Here is a 14,002-nt window from a genome sequence, read left to right on the forward strand (position 1 = left end):
GGGCGTTACTGCCCGTTTGCGGCTCCGGGCGCAACGGTGCGGTTGAGCACTTCGGTGCGCTTGCCGTCGAGCAGCAGGTGGATCGTCAGGTGCCGCGTGCCGTCGGGATCGAATTTGGTCGCCCAGCTGAGCGTGCGGTCCTTGGCAAGGCCGATCAGATAGTCGGCCATATGGTTGGTCTCGCCCTTCACCTCGATGCGGGCGGGGCGGGTGCCGGGCTCGATGGGTTTGACCTCGACTGGGCCCGTGCTGCTGCCATCCGGCGTGAGGTTCGGCCCGACGGTCACTTCCGGCGCGGGGGCCTGACCGCGTGCGCGGGGCACGCAATCGGCGACCTTGCCTTCGATAAAGTCGAAATCGGGTGTGGCGGCGTCCGGGGCGCTCTGGTCCAGCACCCATTTGTAATCGCCCTTCTTGGGCTGGCGCTGCCACAGGGTGAGATACCAGCCATGGGTGGCGCCACTCTCGAACAGGCCTTCCTCGGCGGCGATGGAGCCGTCGCAGCTCATCCAGACGTGATGCGTGCGGCGATGCGCGGCAGGGGCGAAGCTGACAGGCGGCTGAGCGCCCTTGCTCTTGATAAAGCCCTGAGCGCGCTGGGCGGTGGTGCCGATCAGGATCTGGCCATCGGGCGCGCCATAGGTATGGGTGCCCTCGGCCCAGCCCTTGTCCGCCGCGCGGCGGTTCCAGGCGATGGCGGAGGCGACGATCTCGCTCACCTGCGCATAGCCGCCCAGCGCGGAAACCTGCTGCGGGCCCTTTGGCTTGGGTCTGGCGATCAGTGGCGTGGCCAGAAGCGCCGTGATCGTGCAAGCGGCAACGATGCGCCGCAGCGATGCGCCCCTCACTGGATGGCGCGCGAGGTGTGGCTCAGCACGATGCCCGCGATGTTGATCAGCACGATCAGCGCCATGGGCGAAAGGTCCAGCGGGCGCGTATCGGGCAGAACGCGGCGGATGGGGGCCAGCACAGGCTCGAACAGGGCCGACAGCCCGCGCCACACGGCAGCGACAAACTGGTTGTGCAGATTCACCACGTTGAAGCTGATCAGCAGGCCCAGCACCAGATAGACGATCAGCAAGGTGCTCATCAGATCCAGAACGTAAGCGATGATATCGAGCAGGGTAAGCAACATGGAGAGTCCTGTGCCGTGGTAAGGCCCGGATGATTAGCCCAAGGCCCGGGAAAGGGGAAGTGGTTTAGGTAAGTGGGACAGGCGGAAGGATAAGGGAAGAAAGTGAAGGAAATGCGAGGGTGTTACACCCTCGTGCTCCCATGACGTCTCCCGGCGAAAGGGCAGGGGCGGGTGCCGCGGTGCGCTCAGCCTCTCCACCTGCGCCAGCTAAGGCGCCGCAGGCCGTGAATGTCATGGGTGACAGGTTGCGCAGGGCATATCAGCCTGCGGCGCAGCGATGTTACCCTAAGGCCGAACCCGAAGCGCCAAGGCCGACAAAAAACGGGAGCGCGAGGGTGTAACACCCTCGCATTTCACCTTTTCCCTAAACCCCTTAAGCCTTGCGAATCAAAGTCCCCGCCCCGCGCGAGGTGAAGAACTCCAGCAGCATCGCATGCGGCACGCGGCCATCCAGCACGACAGCCGCCTCGCAGCCCGCTTCCACGGCCAGCGTGCAGGTCTGCAGCTTGGGGATCATGCCGCCGCTGATGGTGCCGTCCTGCTCCAGCGCGAGGATGTCGCTGGGGGTCAGGTCGGTGAGGAGGTTCTTGTCCTTGTCCAGCACGCCGGGCACATCGGTCAGCAGGAACAGGCGCGCGGCGCCGATGGCGGCGGCGATGCTGCCGGCCATGGTGTCGGCGTTGATGTTGTAGGTCTCGCCATCGGCGCCCACGGCGATGGGGGCGATCACCGGGATCAGCCCGGCGCCCGAGAGGGTTTCCAGCACCGAGGTGTCGATGGTTTCAGGCTCACCCACGAAGCCGAGGTCGACCACCAGAGCTTCGCCGCCCTCGGGGTCCTCGATGGCTTTGCCCTTCTTCTGGGCGACGACCTTGCGTGCGGTGACCATGGCGCCGTCCTTGCCGGAAATGCCGACAGCCTTGCCGCCTGCCTTGCCGATCCAGCTGACCAGCTCCTTATTGATCGCGCCGGAAAGCACCATTTCGGCCACTTCGGCGGTGGCCTTGTCGGTCACGCGCAAGCCGTTGACGAACTGCGATTCGATGCCCAGCGCCTTCAGCATGCGCCCGATCTGCGGGCCGCCGCCATGGACGACCACCGGGTTGATGCCCACGGCTTTCAGCAGCACGATGTCCTCGGCGAAATCCTGCGCCAGCGCCGGGTCGCCCATGGCGTGGCCGCCGTATTTCACCACGAAGGTGCGGCCTTCGTAGCGCTTGAGGTAAGGCAGCGCCTCGATCAGCGTTTCGGCCTTGGCCAGCAGGGTATCGAGCGACAGCGGGGTGGCGGGTGCATCAGACATGGGCGGGGCCTTAATGTGAATTCGTGACGAAAGGAAGACCGCGAGGGCTCAGCGTCGGTCCAGCCAGCGGCCCAGTGCGACGAAGACATAGATCAGCGGCGGCACCATGATCGTGGAGAGCGTCAGCTTCGAGATGATCTGCCCCGTCATCAGCGCGCCCAGCGGCAGCGGATGGCCCGTGGCGCTGTCCAGCACGCCGTAGAAGCTGATGGTGATGAAGATCACCGTATCGACCACCTGGCTGAGCATCGAGGCGATCCACGCCCGCAGCCACAGCAGCTGCGAGGTGCGCCCGCCCGCCGCCAGCCGCGAGAACACGGCGACGTTCAGCGTCTGCGAGGTGCCATAGGAGACCAGCCCGGCCAGCTGCATGCGCGCGCCCTGGCCCAGCAGGCGGGCAAAGGCGTCCTGATCGTGCCAGAAGGGCGCGGGCGGCACGACGTTGATCACCGTCACCAGCAGGATCATCGAGACGATCAGCGGCACGAAGCCGAAGCGCACCAGGCGGTTGGCGGTCTGGGGGCCGTGCAGCTCCGCCGTGGCCGAGCCCAGCACGACCAGCAGCAGGAAGGCAAAAATCCCCGATTCCACAGCCAGATCGCCCAGCACCGGCCAGTGGCCAAGGCTGGCGATCTTGGTGCCAAGCACCCCCGCAAGCACGCAAAGGCCGCCGTAGAGCAAGGCTCCGGCGAAAAGGGACAGGGGGATGTTGGAAGAGGTTGTCGGCTGGGTCTGCATTGGCAGGCTTTAGCGACAGATGCAGCGCGCGGGAAGGGGGGAGAAAAGGGATTGAAGAAGAGGATTATGCGAGGGTGTTACACCCTCGCGCTCCCATGAATGTCTACGTCAGCGCCAAGGGTTCAGCCATAGAGCAACGTCGCAGCGCCGCAGGCATGATCCTGATGGCGCAGCTTGGCATGTTGGCTGCCTGCGGCGCTTTGCGTTGCGCAGGTGGAGAGGTTGGGCGCTACGATGCGGCGCCACTGCTCAAGCGTCGGAAGACGTTATGGGAGCGCGAGGGGGTAACCCCCTCGCATCTTCCTTACTCTTCGTCTTCTTCCTTCAACAACTCGCGCACAAACGGAATCAGCCCGGTCTGGCGCACACGCTTCAGGCGCTCGGCGCACAGGATCTGGCGGACTTCCTGCAAACAGGCGTCGAAATCCTCGTTCACCACCACGTAGTCGTAGGAATCCCAGTGCGAAATCTCTGCCCGAGCCCGCGCCATGCGGCTGGCGATGACCTTCTCGCTGTCCGTCCCGCGTCCCACCAGACGGCGCTGCAGCTCGTCAAGACTGGGCGGCAGGATGAAAACGCGCACCACGTCGGTGCCCGCCTTTTGCGACAGCTGCTGGGTGCCCTGCCAGTCGATGTCGAACAGGAAATCGCGGCCCTGCTTCAGCGCCTCGCGGATGGCGGCCTTGGGCGTACCGTAGCTTTTGCCGAAGACGTGGGCCCATTCGTAGAACTCGTTCTCTTCCGCCATGCGGTCGAATTCGGGCTGCGAGACGAAGTAGTAATCCTTGCCGTCCACCTCGCCGGGGCGGGGCGCGCGGGTGGTGGCGGAGATCGAGGGGCTGATCTCGTCGTCGCTCTCAAGGATGGCGCGCGCGATGCTGGTCTTGCCCGCGCCCGAGGGGCTGGAGAGGATGAACATCAGACCGCGCCGGTGCAGGCGGTCGCCGGTGTGGGGGTGTGTTTCGGCCATGCACGCTGATGGCAAAGCCGCGCGCGCGGATCAAGAGGGCAAAAGCCCGGGCGATCAATCCGCTTTTTTCACCGGCAGGGGCGAGAGGAGGGCATTGTCGAACTCTGCCTCGCGCATTTTGGCCGCCGCTTCGGCCTCATGCTCTTTCTTCTTGTCGTAGAGGTGCTTGGCCAGCAGGGCGCCGCCCACCACGATGGCCCCGGGTACAGAGCGGGTGGCGATGCGCGTCAGCGCGGCGCCCACCAGCTTGCGCGGCAGGGAGAGGCCGCCCTTCTTGCCGATCTGCGTTTCCAGCAGCACGGCCTCGATCGCCTCGCCCGCGATGCGGCGATGGCCTTTGCGCAGTTGGTCGGCGGCGCGGGTGGCGATGGGGTTTCCGGTCAGCGCTGCCGCTGCCGTGGGGAGCACGGAAAGCGGCAGTTTCGAGAAAGAGGGCAGCTTGGGCATCGGTGCAAGATCCTTACTTCTTGCGACCGAAATCCACGGTGACGACGTTTGATCCATCCTCGCTGGTGGCGACGGGGGCGCCATCGGGCGAATCATTCTCCGCCTCATCATGCGGCTCGGGGTCGAGATCGGGCACGCTGGCCTGGAATTGCAGGCCGAAATCCACCGCCGGATCGACGAAAGCCGTGATCGCCGCGAAGGGGATCGTCAGCTTGGAGGGGATCTGGTTGAAGCTGAGGCCCACCGAGAAATGATCATGCGCCACCGTCAGGTCCCAGAACTTGTTCTGGAGCACGATGGTCATCTCATCGGGGAAGCGGGCATGCAGATGCTGGGGAATGTCCACCCCGGGTGCGCCCGTCTTGAAGGTGATGTAGAAATGATGGCTGCCCGGCAGATAGCCGCCGCTGTCGGCCACCTGGCCCAGCACGCGGCCAACAACGGCACGCAGCGCCTCCTGCACGATCTCGTCATAGGGGATCAGGCTGTCGGGGGTATGGTCGGTCATGCGCTTTCGTTGGCCTGTGGGGCGGATCGGGTCAAGGGGGGTCTTGACGTCCAGCGGACAGATTACGCCTCTTGCGATGACGCGGCAATTGGAAACGCGCAGAAGTCTTGTGTGTTCCGATCCAAATCTCCGTTTTTGCCCCTGCGGACTTTCTGGACATTGCGGCGCTCGCGCGTATAGGGGGCGCCATGCGCACAGCCACCATCGCCCGCAAGACCCATGAAACCGACATTTTCGTCGAGATTAACCTCGACGGTACGGGGCAGTTCGATGTCTCGACCGGGATTGGTTTCCTCGATCATATGGTCGAGCAGCTCTCGCGCCATTCGCTGATCGACATGACGGTGAAGATCAAGGGCGACCTGCATGTGGACCAGCACCACACCACCGAGGATTGCGCCATCGCCATCGGTCAGGCTGTGAGCAAGGCGCTGGCCGACAAGGCAGGCATCGCGCGTTATGGTCAGGTCTATTCGCCCATGGACGAGGCGCTGGCCCGCGTGGCGCTGGATATTTCCGGCCGCCCCTGGCTGGTGTGGAAGGCCGCCTTCACCCAGACGCGCCTTGGCGAGATGGACACCGAGCTGTTCGAGCACTGGTTCCACTCTTTCGCTCAGGCCGCGGGCATCACGCTGCATTGCGAGCTGCTCTATGGCCAGAACAACCACCATATCATCGAGGGCCTGTTCAAGGGCCTCGCCCGCGCGCTGCGTCAGGCGGTCGAGCTGGACCCCCGCAAGGGCGGCGCGGTGCCCAGCACCAAGGGCCTTCTCGGCGACGGATCACTGGAGGCGTAAGTCATGTTCATCTGCAATCTGACCTATATCAAGCCCATCGAGGTGATCGACAGTCTGCTCGACGCGCATGTCGCATGGATCAAGGCCAACCACGCCGCCGGTCACATCGTCGCCTGGGGCCGCAAGGTGCCGCGTGAGGGCGGGATGATCTGGATGGTCGGCCCGGACAAGGCTTTCGCCGAGGCGCTGGCCGCGCAGGACCCGTTCATCGTCGAGGGTGCGGCCAAGGTCGAGGTGATCGAATTCGCCCCCGGCCATATCGACCCCGAGTTCGTCAAGCTGGCTATGGGCGCGATGTAAGATGCTGGCACTCATCGATTATGGTGCCGGTAATCTCCACTCGGTGGCCAATGCGCTGAAGGCGGCGGGCGCGAGCGACGTTGCCATCACCGCCGACCCGGATGTGGTGGCCAAAGCCGACCGCGTGGTGCTGCCGGGTGTGGGGTCCTTCAAGGCCTGCGCGGAAGGGCTGAACGCCATCGACGGTCTGGTCGAGGCGATGGAAACCCGCGTGCTGACCGACAAGGTGCCGTTCCTCGGCATTTGCGTCGGCATGCAGCTGCTGGCCACGCGCGGCGTCGAGCATGGCATCACGCAGGGTCTGGGCTGGATTCCCGGCGAGGTGCGGTTGCTTGAACCCGCCGATACGTCGATCAAGATCCCCCATATGGGCTGGAACGATGTGATCGCCATGCCGGGCGCGCCTCTGGTTGTGGGCGGCGAGGGCTATTTCCTGCACTCCTACCATTTCGTGCCCGAGGATGAGGCCCATGTGCTGGCCCGCACCGTGCATGGCGTGCCCGTGGTGGCCGCTGTCGGTCGCGACAACATTGTGGGCGCTCAGTTCCATCCGGAAAAGAGCCAGAAATTCGGACTGGATGTACTGTCGCGATTTTTGGAGTGGCAGGGGTAAGAAGGGATGGATGCGAGGGGGTTACCCCCTCGCGCTCCCGTTAATGTCTGCGTTGCGCTAATGGTTCGGCCTTATGTTAAGGTCGCGGCGCCGCAGGCTCTAAGGCCGCTGCGCGGCAGGGAGTTTCTGGCGAGAGGTGGCGGTTTACCCGGCCTCGCGTCGGGAGACGTAATGGGGTGAAGGGGCGTAACGCCCCTTCGATAATTCTTTTCTGCATAGGGCCATAAACCAATGATCGTTTTCCCCGCCATCGACCTGAAAGCCGGCCAGGTCGTCCGCCTGGCAGAAGGCGATATGGCCCGCGCCACCGTCTATGGTGACAACCCCGCCGCTCAGGCGCAGATTTTCGCCAACGCCGGAAGCCAGTTCCTCCATGTGGTGGACCTCGACGGCTCCTTCGCGGGCCGCGCCGAGAACCGCGAGGCTGTGGAAGGCATCCTGCAGAGCTTCGAGGGCCATGTGCAACTCGGCGGCGGCATCCGCACGCGCGAAGCTGTCGCGGGCTGGTTCGATCTGGGCGTCAGCCGCGTGGTGATGGGCACCGCCGCGCTGAAGGACCCGCAGTTCGTCAAGGATATGGCCAAGGAGTTCCCCGGCGGCATCGTGGTGGCGGTGGACGCCCGCGATGGCTTCGTGGCCACCGAGGGCTGGGCGGAAGTCTCCGACGTTTCGGTGGTGGACCTCGCCCGCCGCTTCGAGGACGCGGGCGTCGCCAGCCTGCTGTTCACCGACATCGGCCGCGACGGCCTGCTGAAGGGCGCCAACATCGAGGCGACCGTCGATCTGGCGCGTCGCGTGGACATTCCCGTGATCGCCAGCGGCGGTGTGAAGGGGCTGGACGATATCCGCATGCTCTCGCTGCACGCGCATGAGGGGATCGAGGGCGTGATCACCGGGCGTGCGCTGTTCGAGGGTCGGCTGGATCTGGCGGCGGCTATCGCGATGGCGGCCAAGGAAGGTTAAAGGGATAGATGCGAGGGGGTTACCCCCTCGCGCTCCCATTAATGTCTGCGTTGCGCTACTGGTTCGGCCTTGCGCAAGGTCGCGGCGCCGCAGGCTTTAAGGCCGCTGCGCGGCGAGGAGTTTAAGCGAGAGGATCGGGTGCCACCGCCCTCTCGCCGGAAGACGTCATGGGGGTGCAGGGGGGGTAACACCCCCTGCTTGATCCCTTCTAACTTTGGAAAACCGCATGTCCGTTCGCATCCGTGTCATTCCCTGCCTTGATGTCCGCGATGGCCGCGTGGTGAAGGGCGTGAACTTCGTCGACCTTATCGATGCGGGCGATCCGGTGGAGCAAGCCCGTGCCTATGACGCGGCGGGTGCGGACGAACTGTGCTTCCTCGACATCAGCGCCAGCCATGAGGGGCGCGGGACGCTGCTCGACGTGGTGCGCCGCACGGCGGAGGTGTGCTTTATGCCGCTGACGGTCGGCGGCGGCGTGCGCAGCGCCGAGGATGCGCGCGCTCTGCTGCTGGCGGGGGCGGACAAGGTGGCGGTGAACTCGGCGGCTGTGTCGCGGCCCGAGGTGGTCAGCGATATCGCGGAAAAGTTCGGCAGCCAGTGCATCGTGGCCAGCGTGGATGCGCGTCAGGTGGAGCCCGCTCGCTGGGAAATCTTCACCCATGGCGGGCGCAAGGCTACCGGCATCGATGCTCTGGAGCATGCGGTGAAGCTGGCCAATCTGGGAGCGGGCGAGTTGCTCGTCACCAGCATGGATGGCGACGGCACGCAGAACGGCTATGATCTGGCGCTGACCCGCGCGATTGCCGATGCGGTCAATGTGCCGGTGGTGGCCAGCGGCGGCGTGGGCAATCTGGATCATCTGGTGGCCGGCGTTACTCAGGGCCATGCCAGCGCGGTGCTGGCGGCCAGCATCTTCCACTTCGGCAAGCACACCATTGCCGAGGCCCATGAGGCCCTTCGCGCCGCTGGTCTGCCCGCGCGGGCTTGACCTGAGCGCGCCATCAAAGCATCGCTGAACCCATGGAACAGAAGCCTTCACCGATCGCCACGCTGGAACGCCTTGAGGCGACCATCGCCGCGCGCCGCAGCGCCGATCCTGACACCAGCTATGTCGCGAAGCTCAACGCCAAGGGCTTGAAGAAGATCGCGCAGAAGCTGGGCGAGGAGGGCGTGGAAACCGTCATCGCCGCGCTCGCGGAAGACGATGAGGCGCTGACCGGAGAGGCCGCCGATCTGATCTTCCACCTGATCGTGCTGCTTCAGGCGCGTGGGTTAAGTCTGGCCGATGTCTGCGCCGTGCTCGACCAGCGCGAGGGCATCGGCGGTCTGGCCGAAAAAGCTGCCCGCACCCAATAAGGAGCCCAAGCATGCCCATCGACGCAAGGCTGCCCTATGACGAGGCCAACATCTTCGCGAAAATCCTGCGCGGGGAAATCCCCTGCAAGAAAGTCTATGAGGACGACTTCGCGCTGGCCTTCCACGATATCGCCCCCAAGGCGCCGGTCCATGTGCTGGTGGTCCCCAAGGGCCCTTACGTCAGCTGGGACGATTTCTCTGCCAACGCTCCCGACGCCCTGATCGCCGGTTTCATCCGCGCGGTGGGCACGGTGGCCCGCCAGTTCGATCTGGTGGAGCCGGGCTATCGCCTGCTGGCCAACATCGGCCCGGATGGCGGTCAGGAAGTGCCGCATCTGCATGTGCATCTCTTCGGCGGAGCGCCTCTGGGGCCGATGCTGGCCTGAAACGGCCCTCAAACGCTAAAAATCTCGGCAAAATTAAGGTAAATGAACCGAGAAGGCGGCTCGGCCTTGCCCTGCCGCCCCGCACCGGGCTAGAGCCTGAACAATGACGCTTCAGGCAGCCCCCCCTGTCTTCCCGCATCCCCTGCCTCAGCCCTCCAGCGGGCTGATGACGGGCGCCGTGCATTATTTCGCCGTGCGCGCCTATTACGAGGATACGGACCTGTCGGGCGTGGTCTATCACGCCAACTATCTGCGCTGGTTCGAACGCGCCCGTTCCGACCTGCTGCGCCTGCTCGGCATCGACCAGCGCGCGGCGGTGGAGGCGGGCGAGGGCGCCTATGCCGTGACCGAGATCGCCATCCGCTACGCCAGCCCCGCGCGGCTCGACGACGATGTGCTGATCGAGACCCGCGTCGAGGACCTTGGCGCCGCTTCCTGTCGAATGTGTCAGTCAGCGTTCAGAAATGGTGATCTACTGGCCAAGGCGCAATTGCGGGTGGGCTTTGTCAGCCCCAGCGGGCGACCACGGCGTCAACCGGCGGCATGGCGTGCCGCTTTCGAGGATTTTCTGGCGGGGCGCGTTCCGCCGTCGGGCATCAAGGATGAGGCTTGAACAATGAGTGTGATGACGTTGCTCGTGATGGGCGCCGCCGGTCTTGATGGCGCCCCCGACCATCTGGACCCCGTGCGCCTGTTCATGGACGCCGACCCGGTGGTGAAGGGCGTGCTGGGCGCGCTGGCGCTGGCCAGCCTGTGGGTCTGGACGATCATCATCACCTTCTCGATGCGCATCGTGGCCATCCGCCGCAAGACCGAGGCCTACGAGGCCGAGTTCTGGAAAGCCCGCGATCTGGAAGCCTTCCAGAAGGGCGCCCAGGGCCAGAAGGCCGATCTGCCCGCCGCCAAGGTGGTGGCCGCGGCCTTGTCCGAATGGCGCCGCTCGGTCACCGGCAAGGTGGACCGCGAGGCCGCGCGCGGCCGCCTCGCCAGCGCGATGGACAGTGTCGTCGCCGCCGAGACCGAGGAACTGGCCGACCGCCTGAACTTCCTCGCCACCGTAGGTTCGGTGGCCCCCTTCGTCGGTCTGTTCGGCACGGTGTGGGGCATCATGAACAGCTTCTTCCAGATCGGCCAGCAGCAGAACTCCTCGTTGGCGGTGGTGGCTCCGGGCATTTCGGAGGCGCTGTTCGCCACGGCTGTCGGCCTGTTCGCGGCCATTCCGGCGGTGATCGCTTACAACCGGTTTTCGCATCGCGTGAACGGGTTTGAGTCGCGGTTGCAGCGTTTTGCGGATCGGTTCCACGGGAGCCTGAGCCGGGAGCTGGATCAGCTGTGATTCAGGCAATTCAGAACGAGGGAAGGCTTGAGGGGGTTACCCCCTCAAACTCCCATAACGTCTCCCGACGCATGGGCAGTGGCGCCGCATCGTTGCGCCAACGTCCCACCGCCGGAGGCAATTATTCCCTGCGGGGCGGAGAGGTTGCACGCAACTTTTCGGCCCCCCGTGCCCGCGCGTCGGAAGACGTAACGGGGGTGCAGGGGGCGATGGCCCCCTGCGTTCATCCTTCTTCCTTGGGAGCCTGAACCATGGCGATGGGCATCCACAAATTCTCACGCGGAGGCCGCCGCAGTCGCGGTTCGCGCTCGCCGATGGCGGAGATCAACGTCACGCCGCTGGTTGACGTGATGCTGGTGCTGCTGATCATCTTCATGGTCACCGCGCCTCTGCTCAAGGCGGGCATTCCGATCCAGCTGCCCGACAGCCACGCCAAGCCGCTCGATCAGACGCCCAAGCAGGTGACGATCAGCATGGACCGTGAGGGCACCGTGTTCATCGACGATGCCGAAGTGTCGCCGGGGGAACTGTCGGACCGTCTGGCCAATCTGCCCAAGGACGCTGACGGCAAGGAGCCGCTGGTGGTGCTGCGCGCGGACAAGGGGCTCGATTATGGCCGGGTGATTGGCCTGATGGGCGATCTGAACCATGCCGGGGTCACCTCGATCTCGCTGGTGACGGTGTCGGCGGGCGATCCCGGCGCGCCGGCCAAACGCGGGAACTGACGAAGGATGGCGACGACAATGCGCAAGAGCGAGATGGGGGGGCTGGCGATTGCGCTGGTCGGCCATGTTGCGCTTGTGTGGGTGCTGGCGATGTCGTGGCATGGCAAGGTGCCGCCGCCGCCCCCGCGCATGACGGTGACGCTGAGCGACAATGTCGGCCTTCAGTCCGAGGCGCCCAGCCATGAGCAGGCCGCCGCCGATGTGGCGCCCACGCTGGGGCAGGCCCAGCCCGAGGAGCAGGCCGCGCCCGAGCCGGTGAAGCCGGTCCCCGTGCCGATGCCCAAGCCGGAACCGAAACCCGAGCCCAAGCCGCAGCCCAAGCCCGAGCCGGTGAAGCCCCAGCCCAAACCGGTGCCGAAGCCTGAGCCGAAACCGGTGCCCAAGCCCGAGCCGCGCAAGCCGGAACCCAAGCCCGCGCCCCACAAGCCTGAGCCGGTCAAGCAGGCGCCCAGCAAGGCCAAGCCTCAGGATGATCCGGTGGGCCGCGCCATTGCCGCGCGTGAGGGCAAGGCCAACACCAAGGGTAGCAAGGACGCCAAGCCCAGCACCAAGCCTGCTGGCGGCAGCCGCCTTGGCGCGGACTTCCTGAAGGGCCTCGCGCCGCAGGGTAATGGCAAGGCGCAGACGCCGCCGGCGGCCAACATCGGGCCGGGCGTGCGGGCCGGGCTGGCCAGTGCGATTTCGCGCGCGCTCAAGCCCAATTGGCGCGTCCCTCAGGGCGTCGATACCGACGAATTGGTGACGATCCTCTCCTTCGATCTCAACCGGGACGGCTCGCTGGCCGGGCCGGTGCGGGTGGTGAGCCAGACCGGCATCACCGACAGCAACAAGACTCAAGCTCATATCCATGCAGAAAATGCCGTTCGCGCGGTGAAGCTGGCTGCACCCTTCTCTTTGCCGCCGGAGTATTATGATGCATGGAAGCATGTGGCTTCCTTCCGCTTCGACAGGAATCTGGCACAATGAAGACTTCGATGAAGGCCCTGTTGATGGCCGCAGGCATGGGCGGCGCGCTGATCGGCGCCGCTGCTGATGCTCAGCAAATCGCTCCGGCCTCGATCCTGCCGCCCCCGCAGATCCAGCAGAAGCCCGCCGATACGGGCGGTCTGACCGGTTCGGTGTCCGACGATTCGGCCTGGGTCGATCTGGGCATCGACATTCCCAGCTTCGCCACCCCCGCCGATGTGCCCACGCAGGCCAGCGCGGGCGGCACCGCTGCTCTGGGCCGCGCGATTGCGGATGTGATCACGGCGGATCTGAAGAACAACGGCCTGTTCAAGCCCATCGGCCCGGCCAAGCTGCCTGGCATCGGCATGGGCGACGTGACCCAGCCCGACTTTCCCGGCTGGAGCTCGCGCGGCGCCGAAATGCTGGTGCATGGCAGCGTGCGTGCGGGTGGCGACGGCTCGCTGATGGTCTCGTGCTATCTCTATGACGTGCGGCTGCAGCAGCAGCTGACCAAGGCGGCCTGGACCTTCTCGGCGGGCGACTGGCGCCGTGCGGCGCATAAGTGCTCGGACGTGATCTATTCGCGTCTCTCGGGCGAGAGCCCCTTCTTCGACAGCCGCATCGCCTACATCGCCGAGACCGGTCCCAAGGACCACCGCATGAAGCGGCTGGCGATCATGGATTCGGATGGTGCCAACCACCGCTTCATCACCACCGGTCAGGCCATGGCGCTGACGCCGCGTTTCTCGCCCGATTACAAGAAGATCCTCTACCTGTCCTATCTCAACGGACGGCCCCGCATCTACATCTATGACATCGCCTCCTCCAGCCAGCGGCTGGTGGCGGAGACGGGCAATCCCACCTTCGCCCCGCGCTGGTCGCCCGATGGCAAGTGGATTCTCTATTCCATGGCGGTGGCGGGCAACACCAACATCTATCGCATCTCGGCAGCGGGTGGCTCCAGCCAGAAGCTGACCGACACGCCCGGCATCAATGTCGGCGGCAGCTACTCGCCCGACGGCAATCGCATCGTCTTTGAAAGCGATCGCGGCGGCAGCCAGCAGATCTATGTGATGAATGCCGATGGCAGCAATCAGCACCGCATCAGCTTCTTCGGCGGCAAGGCTGCGACGCCCGAGTGGAGCCCGCGTGGCGACCAGATCGCCTTCACCCGCATCGGCGGTGGCGGCTTCGGCATTGCCGTGACCGATCCCAACGGTTCGGGCGCGCGCACGCTGACCCATGGCTGGCAGGACGAATCGCCCACCTGGGCGCCCAACGGCCGCATCATCCAGTTCTTCCGTACCGAGCGCGGTGCCGCCGGGCGTTCGTCGCTGTGGCAGGTCGATCTGACCGGCAGCCATGAGCGCCGCCTGCCCACGCCCGTCGACGGGTCGGACCCCAGCTGGGGCCCCATTCGCCAGTAAGTTTCCCCCCAACTTCCCGGGAAGGAATCGGCCTTCCCGTCTTCCAAGCA

Annotated in this window: 19 protein-coding genes; 12 read left to right on the forward strand and 7 right to left on the reverse strand. The window is 65.4% G+C overall.

The features are described from left to right. Positions 1–5: 5 nt before the first annotated feature. The 7 genes from HGK27_RS02530 to HGK27_RS02560 all read right to left on the reverse strand — a co-directional run bounded on the left by HGK27_RS02530 (position 6) and on the right by HGK27_RS02560 (position 5,101). On the reverse strand, positions 6–848 hold the full coding sequence (locus HGK27_RS02530) for a hypothetical protein (protein ID WP_206238483.1): 843 nt from the start codon (positions 846–848) through the stop codon (positions 6–8). After that, positions 845–1,135, reverse strand: a complete 291-nt coding sequence (locus tag HGK27_RS02535) for a YggT family protein (RefSeq protein WP_206238485.1) — start codon at positions 1,133–1,135, stop codon at positions 845–847. The genes HGK27_RS02530 and HGK27_RS02535 overlap by 4 nt, the downstream gene beginning before the upstream one ends. Before the next feature lie 373 nt (positions 1,136–1,508). Next, positions 1,509–2,438 carry an acetylglutamate kinase gene (gene argB, locus HGK27_RS02540; protein WP_206238487.1) on the reverse strand — a complete coding sequence of 310 codons (930 nt, stop codon included), beginning with the start codon at positions 2,436–2,438 and terminating at the stop codon, positions 1,509–1,511. A gap of 48 nt (positions 2,439–2,486) precedes the next feature. After that, positions 2,487–3,176 carry a queuosine precursor transporter gene (locus HGK27_RS02545; RefSeq protein ID WP_206238489.1) on the reverse strand — a complete coding sequence of 230 codons (690 nt, stop codon included), beginning with the start codon at positions 3,174–3,176 and terminating at the stop codon, positions 2,487–2,489. 304 nt (positions 3,177–3,480) lie between these two features. Then, positions 3,481–4,146 (reverse strand): guanylate kinase, encoded by a 666-nt coding sequence (gene gmk, locus HGK27_RS02550; protein ID WP_068087908.1) that lies wholly within the window; start codon positions 4,144–4,146, stop codon positions 3,481–3,483. A gap of 54 nt (positions 4,147–4,200) precedes the next feature. Next, the gene (locus HGK27_RS02555) at positions 4,201–4,593 is read right to left on the reverse strand and encodes a hypothetical protein (RefSeq protein ID WP_206238491.1); all 393 of its coding nucleotides are present in this window, start codon (positions 4,591–4,593) and stop codon (positions 4,201–4,203) included. 13 nt (positions 4,594–4,606) lie between these two features. Further along, entirely contained in the window at positions 4,607–5,101 is a 495-nt protein-coding gene (locus HGK27_RS02560) for an SspB family protein (protein WP_068087912.1), read from the reverse strand. Between the two features lie 188 nt (positions 5,102–5,289). Between HGK27_RS02560 and hisB the strand changes: the two genes are divergently transcribed. From hisB to tolB, 12 genes are all read left to right on the forward strand, one after another. Beyond that, complete coding sequence (gene hisB / locus HGK27_RS02565) at positions 5,290–5,898, forward strand: imidazoleglycerol-phosphate dehydratase HisB (RefSeq protein ID WP_068087915.1); 609 nt, start codon at positions 5,290–5,292, stop codon at positions 5,896–5,898. 3 nt (positions 5,899–5,901) lie between these two features. Beyond that, positions 5,902–6,198, forward strand: coding sequence for a YciI family protein (locus HGK27_RS02570; protein ID WP_206238493.1), 297 nt, complete (start codon positions 5,902–5,904; stop codon positions 6,196–6,198). A gap of 1 nt (position 6,199) precedes the next feature. Continuing rightward, entirely contained in the window at positions 6,200–6,811 is a 612-nt protein-coding gene (hisH, locus tag HGK27_RS02575) for an imidazole glycerol phosphate synthase subunit HisH (RefSeq protein WP_206238495.1), read from the forward strand. Positions 6,812–7,042: 231 nt separating this feature from the next. Continuing rightward, entirely contained in the window at positions 7,043–7,774 is a 732-nt protein-coding gene (hisA, locus tag HGK27_RS02580) for a 1-(5-phosphoribosyl)-5-[(5-phosphoribosylamino)methylideneamino]imidazole-4-carboxamide isomerase (protein ID WP_206238497.1), read from the forward strand. 226 nt (positions 7,775–8,000) lie between these two features. After that, on the forward strand, positions 8,001–8,762 hold the full coding sequence (hisF, locus tag HGK27_RS02585; protein WP_206238499.1) for an imidazole glycerol phosphate synthase subunit HisF: 762 nt from the start codon (positions 8,001–8,003) through the stop codon (positions 8,760–8,762). 32 nt (positions 8,763–8,794) lie between these two features. Next, on the forward strand, positions 8,795–9,130 hold the full coding sequence (locus tag HGK27_RS02590; RefSeq protein WP_206238501.1) for a phosphoribosyl-ATP diphosphatase: 336 nt from the start codon (positions 8,795–8,797) through the stop codon (positions 9,128–9,130). Positions 9,131–9,141: 11 nt separating this feature from the next. Next, complete coding sequence (locus HGK27_RS02595) at positions 9,142–9,516, forward strand: histidine triad nucleotide-binding protein (RefSeq protein ID WP_206238503.1); 375 nt, start codon at positions 9,142–9,144, stop codon at positions 9,514–9,516. 103 nt (positions 9,517–9,619) lie between these two features. Then, positions 9,620–10,129, forward strand: coding sequence for a YbgC/FadM family acyl-CoA thioesterase (locus HGK27_RS02600; RefSeq protein ID WP_206238506.1), 510 nt, complete (start codon positions 9,620–9,622; stop codon positions 10,127–10,129). A gap of 12 nt (positions 10,130–10,141) precedes the next feature. Beyond that, positions 10,142–10,852, forward strand: a complete 711-nt coding sequence (gene tolQ, locus HGK27_RS02605) for a protein TolQ (RefSeq protein WP_206238508.1) — start codon at positions 10,142–10,144, stop codon at positions 10,850–10,852. A 251-nt stretch (positions 10,853–11,103) separates the two neighbouring features. Further along, positions 11,104–11,577, forward strand: a complete 474-nt coding sequence (locus HGK27_RS02610) for an ExbD/TolR family protein (protein WP_407674582.1) — start codon at positions 11,104–11,106, stop codon at positions 11,575–11,577. 18 nt (positions 11,578–11,595) lie between these two features. Then, positions 11,596–12,543: a TonB C-terminal domain-containing protein gene (locus HGK27_RS02615; RefSeq protein ID WP_241126805.1), complete on the forward strand. Its 948-nt coding sequence runs from the start codon at positions 11,596–11,598 to the stop codon at positions 12,541–12,543. Positions 12,544–12,551: 8 nt separating this feature from the next. Next, positions 12,552–13,952: a Tol-Pal system beta propeller repeat protein TolB gene (gene tolB / locus HGK27_RS02620; protein ID WP_407674631.1), complete on the forward strand. Its 1,401-nt coding sequence runs from the start codon at positions 12,552–12,554 to the stop codon at positions 13,950–13,952. Positions 13,953–14,002 lie beyond the last annotated feature (50 nt).

This window comes from Novosphingobium terrae (assembly GCF_017163935.1).
Lineage (GTDB): Bacteria > Pseudomonadota > Alphaproteobacteria > Sphingomonadales > Sphingomonadaceae > Novosphingobium > Novosphingobium terrae.